The organism is Nocardia uniformis NBRC 13702 (assembly GCF_001613345.1).
Classification (GTDB): Bacteria; Actinomycetota; Actinomycetes; order Mycobacteriales; family Mycobacteriaceae; genus Nocardia; species Nocardia uniformis.
Genome location: NZ_BDCE01000102.1, coordinates 68,676 through 76,885, shown reverse-complemented (window position 1 = coordinate 76,885; position 8,210 = coordinate 68,676). Strand labels below are relative to the sequence as shown.

Annotated in this window: 6 protein-coding genes; 3 read left to right on the top strand and 3 right to left on the bottom strand. The window is 68.6% G+C overall.

Annotated features, from left to right (window positions below):
- Window positions 1-72: 72 nt before the first annotated feature.
- Window positions 73-1,362 carry an adenylosuccinate synthase gene (locus NU1_RS35885; protein WP_067528610.1) on the bottom strand — a complete coding sequence of 430 codons (1,290 nt, stop codon included), beginning with the start codon at window positions 1,360-1,362 and terminating at the stop codon, window positions 73-75.
- A gap of 262 nt (window positions 1,363-1,624) precedes the next feature.
- Between NU1_RS35885 and NU1_RS35880 the strand changes: the two genes are divergently transcribed.
- Window positions 1,625-2,284 (top strand): hypothetical protein, encoded by a 660-nt coding sequence (locus NU1_RS35880; RefSeq protein WP_067528637.1) that lies wholly within the window; start codon window positions 1,625-1,627, stop codon window positions 2,282-2,284.
- Window positions 2,285-2,327: 43 nt separating this feature from the next.
- The gene (locus tag NU1_RS35875; RefSeq protein WP_067528608.1) at window positions 2,328-3,110 is read left to right on the top strand and encodes a site-2 protease family protein; all 783 of its coding nucleotides are present in this window, start codon (window positions 2,328-2,330) and stop codon (window positions 3,108-3,110) included.
- 332 nt (window positions 3,111-3,442) lie between these two features.
- Here NU1_RS35875 and NU1_RS35870 read toward each other — a convergent pair whose 3' ends face one another.
- Window positions 3,443-4,570: an FUSC family protein gene (locus NU1_RS35870; protein WP_157553475.1), complete on the bottom strand. Its 1,128-nt coding sequence runs from the start codon at window positions 4,568-4,570 to the stop codon at window positions 3,443-3,445.
- A gap of 32 nt (window positions 4,571-4,602) precedes the next feature.
- Complete coding sequence (locus NU1_RS35865; RefSeq protein WP_067528633.1) at window positions 4,603-5,058, bottom strand: DUF3151 domain-containing protein; 456 nt, start codon at window positions 5,056-5,058, stop codon at window positions 4,603-4,605.
- An 82-nt stretch (window positions 5,059-5,140) separates the two neighbouring features.
- Here NU1_RS35865 and NU1_RS43635 point away from each other — a divergent pair, with 82 nt between their 5' ends.
- Window positions 5,141-8,146 carry an Rv0361 family membrane protein gene (locus NU1_RS43635; RefSeq protein WP_212762240.1) on the top strand — a complete coding sequence of 1,002 codons (3,006 nt, stop codon included), beginning with the start codon at window positions 5,141-5,143 and terminating at the stop codon, window positions 8,144-8,146.
- The last annotated feature ends 64 nt before the right edge of the window (window positions 8,147-8,210 follow it).

Here is an 8,210-nt window from a genome sequence, read left to right as displayed (position 1 = left end):
GTTGCCCCCACCCCGCCACACAAATCGCCCCGCTGCGATCGGACACAGCGGGGCGATCCTCAATGAGCTCAATCAGCTCAACACGTCGTGGCGCACAATGGTCTGGTCGCGGCCGGGGCCAACGCCGATGCAGGAGACTCGGGCCCCCGAAAGTTCTTCCAGGCGCAACACATAGGCCTGGGCATTGGGCGGAAGTTCCTCGAACGTGCGTGCCCCGGAGATATCTTCCCACCAGCCGGGCATCTCCTCGTAGATGGGCTTGGCGTGGTGGAAATCCGTTTGGGTGGTGGGCATTTCGTCCACGCGTTCGCCGTCGACCTCGTAGGCCACGCAGATCGGGATGGTGTCGAGGCTGGACAGTACGTCCAGCTTGGTGAGGAAGTAGTCGGTAATGCCGTTGACGCGGGTGGCGTAGCGGGCGATTACGGCGTCGAACCAGCCGGTGCGGCGGCCGCGGCCGGTGGTCACGCCGACCTCACCGCCGGTCTTGGCCAGGTAGACCCCGGACTCGTCGAATAGCTCGGTCGGGAAGGGGCCCGAGCCGACGCGGGTGGTGTAGGCCTTCAGGATGCCGAGCACCGTCTCGATCTTGTTGGGGCCGATGCCGGAACCGACCGCGGCGCCGCCGGAGGTCGGGTTGGAGGAGGTGACGTACGGGTAGGTGCCGTGGTCGACATCCAGCAGGGTGCCCTGCGAACCCTCCAACAGGACGATCTCGCCGCCCTCGATGGCCTGGTTGAGCAGCAGGCGGGTATCGGCGATGCGGTGCTTGAAGCCCTCGGCCTGCTCGAGTACCTCGTCCACCACCTGCTGCGGATCCAGCGCGCGGCGGTTGTAGATCTTCACCAGCACCTGGTTCTTGAATTCCAGTGCGGCTTCGACCTTCTGGGTGAGGATCTTCTCGTCCAGCACATCGGCGACACGGACACCCACGCGCGCGACCTTGTCCTGGTAGCAGGGGCCGATACCGCGGCCGGTGGTGCCGATCTTCTTATTGCCGAGGAAGCGTTCGGTGACCTTATCGATGGCCACGTGGTACGGCATGATCAGGTGCGCGTCGGCCGACAGCAGCAGGCGGGAGGTATCCACACCGCGCTGTTCCAGGCCCGCGAGTTCGGTCAGCAGTACACCCGGATCGATCACCACGCCATTGCCGATGACGTTGGTCACACCGGGGGTGAGGATGCCGGACGGGATGAGATGCAGAGCGAAATTGTCACCATTGGGCAGAACCACGGTGTGTCCCGCGTTATTGCCGCCCTGATACCGGACCACCCATTGGACACTGCCGCCGAGCAGATCGGTTGCTTTGCCTTTGCCCTCGTCGCCCCACTGGGCGCCGATCAGCACGATTGCCGGCATTAGGAGTCTCCTACGGGTTCGACACGCAGTATCAGCGATACTGCAGCTACCCGCCGTCACAAGGCGGTGGCCGGAGACACAGTCTAATAGATAGCCACATACGCCCAGGTTCCCGCCCCGCGTGCGGCGCGAGGCGGGGCTTTCACCGCGACGCGGCTGTTACTGAACGGGACTATGGTGGCACCGGAGGTCGGGCCGATTGGGTTCGGCCGGAGGCGCAGCGAGGCGATCGAATGTCCGGTTCGAGGAGGAAGTGCGGCAGTTGAGTACCTACGTTCTCCGCTGCAATGGCGCACCCGTACCGATCGCTCTGGCATCGCTGCCGACCGTGCAGACGGCCGCCATTCCGGAGCCGTCCGCACTGGATGAGATGTTGCCGGTCATGGCCGCGGACAGTCTGCCCCGCCTGATCGTGCTCGGCGAGGATGCCGGATTGGCTTCCGTGCTCACGCATCTGATGCGCACCGAACGACTCAATGTGGAGATCGGCTATGTGCCGGTCGACCGCACCTACGGCTCGCGCGCCTATCAGACCGGTACCGGCAATGCCGCCGCCAAACGCGCGCTCGAAGGTAAGGCCTTCGAGACCCCGCTCATTCGCGATGACACCGGCAAGGTGTTGATCGGCCGCGCCACCATTGTCGGACCGCGCGGCGAGAAGCTCGAGGGTGAGGCGTACGTCGACGACACCCGGCTGTTCACCGGCAAGGTCGCGGCACTGCATATATCGCCCATGCTGGAGATGCCCGGATTGCATGCCACCGTGCAGCGTGGGCTGCGCAAACGCCGTTGGGTGGAGGGGCGTGCCATGCAGTTGGGGACGCGCGGCGGCATGGTAATCCGCGATGGTGTGAGCGGTGACAAGATCGTGCCGCGGTCCACTTTCTACCGGCACCACGAGCCGTGGCTGCTGGTCCGCTGACGTCCTCCCGCAATCGGGTCGGGGCGCCGACGCGAGGAGTTCGATGAGCTATCCCCAGTCTGTGCGGCGGGCATCGGGGTCGGTGCGGCCGAGCCCGGTATTCCTGGTGCTGGTGGCCATTGCCGTGGGCGGTGGGGTGCTCGCCTGGGACGCCGATCTTTTCGCCAGGCAGGCGAAGGTCGGCGTGTTCATCATGGTGGTGGCGGGCTGGATCGTCTCGGTGTGCCTACACGAATTCGCGCACGCGTATGTGGCGTGGCGGGCCGGTGATCACGATGTCGAATTGCGTGGGTATCTCACGCTGAATCCGTTGAAATACAGCCATCCGCTGCTGTCGATCGGCCTGCCGCTGGTGTTCATCGCGATCGGCGGATTCGCACTGCCCGGTGGTGCGGTCTACGTGCAGTCGCACGACTTCAGCGCGCGAACGCAACGGGTGCTCAGCGGTGCGGGACCGATGGTGAATCTGCTGTGCGCGATCGTGCTGCTGACGATCATCGGGCTCTTCGGCAGCGAGGAGTCCCATTCGGCGTTCTGGTTCGGATTGAGCTTCCTGGCCTTCCTGCAGATCTTCGCGACCGTGCTGAATCTGATTCCGGTGCCCGGCACCGACGGATACGGGATTCTGGAGCCATCTTTGAGCTACCAGCGCCGCCGCTCCCTCGACCAGATCAAGCCGTACGGAATCCTGATCCTGGTGGCGCTGCTGTTCGTGCCGGAGGTCAATCAGGTGTTCTTCACCACCATCAGGTCGCTGTTCGAGCTGTCGGGGATCCCGGCGCGGTGGGAACAGAACGGCAACTGGCTCACACGGTTCTGGTTGTAGTCCACCGCTCCCCCGCTGTGGGGCGAGAAGTCCCGAAGAGTGGGGTGAGCCGCCCGGACGACCCGGTGACCGGGCGGCTCATTTCGCGCCGATGGCATTCGGTGACCGTGCGACCCGCCACACCCCCCGGCCGCACACCGTTGCGCCGTCGCCGCGAATGTGAGGCCGAACCAACCCCTCGTTCGATTCGGCCGTAAATGAACGGTAGAGGGGCGCAAGGGGATCCACGCGAGTAGTGCACTACCCGAAGATCAAATATTCGGTACCCGCAGACAGACGCGAAATCCCGCAGGACCGCGCATCACTACGTGGCATTCGATCCACACCCGGCGTCAATCCACGGGTGTCACATAGGGATTGGATACTGTGGGCGGCAGCAATGCCACGGCTGACAGCCGCTTCATGCCACACACCTCCATCAGATCCACCACGATGGAACGGATTTGCGCGAACACCACGTGTGCGGAGATGCCGGAGCCCTCGACCATATCCTTGGTCGCACCCTTGGCGACCGTGCGCAGTATGCGGGTGGCCTCGGCGGCGTCCGGCTGCTCGTCCGGGTCGGCGAGCACCATGCGGCGCACCACATCCACCGCCTGGCCGAGCTTCTCCACCTCCACGATGAGGCGTGGGTCGAGGACCTCGTCGTCGCGCACCGAACTCAAGGCCCGGCGCAGCAGGACGCGGGTATTGCGGATGGCGTGGTCGAGGGGTTCGGCGGTGGCTCGGAGTCGCTGCATGCGCTGGCGGGAGTTCCAGTACAGCGGGGAGATCCGGATGATCTCCTCGCCACCCTCCAACATATTGCGCAGGCTGTCGAGCTGGGATTGGGTGCCGCGCGCCGCGTCCAGGGCGGCCTTGATCTTCCCGGCGTCGTGTTCGAGCAGGCCCGCGCCACAGTCGGCGAGGCTCTGCCCCATGACGGCGAGGACATCGGCGGCCTGCTGGCGGGCGCGGCGCACCGGATGCAGTGGAAGTACCGCCACCACAAGGATTCCCACTACTCCGCCGACCAGGGCATCCACCATGCGCAGACCGCTGGCGCCGCTGTGCGGCGGCAGTAGCGTCGCGACCAGTACGGCGGAACCGGCCGCCTGCGCGGTAATGATGGTGCCGCTGTCGAGGAAGACCGCCAGGGTCATGGCGACCGCGACCACCAGGGCGATCTGCCACACCCCCGAGCCCACCCAGGAGATGAATACGTCACCGATACCGATGCCGACCGCGACGCCCACCATGAGTTCGGCCGCCCGGCGCAGGCGCGCGCCGAAGGAGACTCCGGTCGAGATGATCGCGGCCATGGGTGCGAAGAACGGCTGCGGGTGGCCGATGACGTTATGGGCGATGAACCAGGCCAGGCCCGCCGCGATGGCGCATTGCAGGATCGGCAGCGCCGAGGTCCGCACCCGCAGCAGCGCGCCCTGTATCCGCGCGAGACTGGATTCGCGCGCGGATGTCAGTTTGCCGCCTAGTTCACCGGTCACATCGCGGCTCAGTCGAGGCCGAGTTCGGCGGCGGCGCGGGGATCGCAGTCTTCCAGGAGGTCCAGGCAGCGCGCGTATTCGTCGGTTTCGCCGACGGCGCGGGCGGCGCGGGCCAGTGCGCCGACGGCGCGGAGGAAGCCCTGATTGGGTTCGTGGCTCCACGGCACCGGCCCGAAACCCTTCCAGCCATTGCGGCGCAAAAGGTCCAGGCCGCGGTGGTAGCCGGTGCGGGCGAAGGCGTAGGCGGCGATGACATCGAAGTTCACCGTATCGCCATCGGGGTCGGTCACCGACTCCCCACGAGTGAGAGCATCCTCGGCAAGCTGTGCCCAGGCGATGGAGGCGGTGGGATGCGCCGCCGCGACCCGAACCGGGTCCGTGCCTTGCAGCAGCGCCTCCTCCGCATCGGTGTTTTCCGGAAGCATTACCGGCTGAGGTCCGAGCAGATCACCGAAGGAGGTCATGCGGATCATTGTGCACCGACCGGCGAATTGCTCAGTAGGCTGACCGTCGAATCACCGTTTCGCCAAAACCGAGGGGTAGCGCGTGTCCGACTCGAACGCCGATCAGCAACCGCAGGGCCGGGGAGAAGACTCCCGACCGGACAGCCCTGCCTCGGCCCCGGTCGGCTCGAACCGTTCCGCCCCCGACGACCAGGCCACCTCCCCGCCCGACGCCACCGAACCCATGCCGTCGGCTCCCCGCACCTCCACACCCGAGTCGACCGATCCCGCACCCGCCCACAGCAACCCATCCGCCGCCGCGAAATCGTCGAGTGCCGACGCCGAGACCGTCGCCATGCGCCGCGCGGAGATCACGGCTGATGATGCGGATTCGGACCAGCCGGGCGGCGGGACGCCAGCCGGCGCTGTCGCAGCGCAGACCGGCGAGCCGCAGGCATCGGGTCGGCCGAGCGGCTCACAGTTCGCGACCATCCACTACGAAGAGCCACCCCAGCCCACCGGACCCGCGGGAACGGGCGGTTCCGGCGCACCGCGGACCGGCGGCACCGCACCGAACGGTCCGACGGGCGCGCAGCGGCCGGGCGGTCAGGGCGCAGGTCACTCCGGCACCACTCAGCCCGGCAGACAGCCGACGCCCGCCGGTAGCGCGCCCGACACAGCCCCGTCGGCTGGTTCCGCAGCGCAATCCCCCGGTGCGGCAGGGCAATCCGAGACCGTACCGATGAGCGGGCGGGCCGAGAACACCCAGGCCAGCAGCGGACCGACCGCCGGCCAGCAGCGGACCACGCAGCCCGGCGCGAGCCAGGGTGGGACCGCACCCGGTGGAGCCTCACGTCCCGGCGGCGCGGCGGCGGCAAGTGCCGCAGCGCAATCAGCAAGCGGCGCAGGCCGATCCAGTGGTGGAGCGAATGAGGCAGGTAGGCCGGGCGATGTCCGGCCGGGGACCGCCCAACCCGGCGGTCGGCCGGACCCGACTCCCGTCGGCGGACCGGGCGGTGGAACCGCAGGCCAGGGCGGCGACGCCAACCAACCCACTACCGACGACGTGGCAACCACCAAGTTCCGCACGCAATCCGGTGGGGCGGGTCGTCCCGCGCAGTCCAGCGGTGCACCCGCTGGGGGTGCGCCGCAATCCGCGAGCGGCGCAGGTCAATCCGGCGGCGGAGCGAGTGCGGCTGATCGGCCGGACGGTGGCCAGCCAGGAACGTCCCACCCCGGCAGGCAGTCGGCCGCGACTTCCGCCGTCGGTGGACAGTCGGATAGCGAGACCGAAAGCCTGCGTGGCGGCGGTCAACGTGGCAGCGTGCCCGGCGACACCCCGCCCCCAGGGTCGTCCGGCGCTGCCGACCAGGCCACCGCCGACGATGCGGCAACCACCAAGTTCGGTACGGTGCCGCCGAACGCCGGACAGCAGAACGCTGCCCGACCCGGAGGTCCATCCGGCGGAGCGCGATCCGACACCGCCCGCCCCACCGAGCCCAGCGGCCCACCGGCTCAGGGTCCGGCGCAATCCGCAAGTGGCGCGGGCCGATCCGGGGTCGGAGCGAGTGCGGCCGAGCAGAACACCGGTGCGGGGCGGCCGGGCCAGCTGGGCGGGCGACCGGGCGATGTGGCCGGCGAACAACCCGGCGGCGGACAACCTCACGACACGGACCGTCGCACTGAGCGCAGCGGCGCATCGGCCGGGGGCGCGGCGCAATCCGCAAGTGGGGGCGGCGGAGCTGAGGTGGCCGGTCAGGTCGGTGGGGCGGAGCGTCCCGATCAGCCCGGTGGGCGGTCGGACAATGTGACCGGTGGGCGATCCGGCGGTGGCCAGCGCCCGAGTGACCGGCCGGGAACGAGCGGACGCGGCGATGCTCCCGCTGGGGGGCGGCCGCTGGCCGGGATCGCGCAGCCGACCGTCTCCGGTGGGTCAGGGGGTTCGGGACAGGGCGGCGATCCGCGAGCAGGGGCTGGCCGGGGTGATCAACCCGGCGGTGATGGGCAGCCGGGCCGGTCTTCAGTGGGCGCCTCCGGTGGTCCCGCGCAGGCCGGGGGCGCTCGATCGGATGCGCCCGGTGGGCCACCGACGCCGGGCGGACAGGCCGAACATGAGGCCGCGAAAGCTGGTGGCGCTGGGGCAGGTTCGCGCAGCGGGCAGCCGGAGGCGACCGGGCAAGGGACGGGTGCGGGCCAGGCCGAGCAGGGCGGGACTGCGCCTTCCGACGTGCCGGATGCGGAAACCATTGCTATTCAGAAGGTTTCCAGCCCGGCCGACGACAAGACCACGGCGTTTCCGGTGGTACCTCGGGATCAGGCCACCACCGAGAAGATTCAGACCGGTGGGCGGCCGGGGCCGCTGAGTAAGCCGCCGAGTACGCCTCGATTGAATGCGGGCCCACGGAATGTGGGACCGCGTGGGCCGATGCCGGGTGGGCAGGAGGCGGGTCGGCCCGCGCCGCCGCAGCGGATACCGCCGCCGCCGCGGCGGCCCACGTCCGCGCCGTCACCGGCGGACGTTCAGCCGACCATGCCGGCGCAACCGCTGAAGAGTCCGCGTGCTGTCGCACCGGGTGGGCAGCCGGGGCAGCCGCGGCCGATCGCACCACCGCAGCGGGTGCCCGCGGCGAGTGAGCGGGAGGTGCCGCCGGAGGAGACCGGGACGGGGCGCGGTAAACGGTGGTGGCTGCTGGTAGCGGGGGCCGCGGTGCTGGTGCTGGTGCTGCTGGCCGCGGTGGTCGGGCTGGTGCGCGGCGGAACCGACAATTCGCCTGAGGCGCAGGTGAAGCGAGCGATCAACACCTACACCGAGGCATTGTCGGACGGAGATCTGGACCAGCTGCGTGCCATCACCTGCGGATCGCAGCACGACTTCTACCAGAACATCTCGGCCGAGCAGTTCGCGGGCGTCTACCGAACCTCCAAGGAGCAGAAGGGGATTCCGGTGATCAAGCAGATCGACGCGGTCCGCATCACCGACGACTCCGCCATGGCGCAGGCCACGGTCTACACGGCGGCCGATCCGAGCAAGCAGTCGCAGCGCACCTTCGACCTGCAGCGCTCCGAGGATGGCTGGAAGGTGTGCGATCCGCCGGCCACTCCGAGCTAAGCGCCTGGTCAGAAGTCCTGAGCGTAATCTCCTCGTCGTTCCGGCATGCTTTTGGCCGGAATCC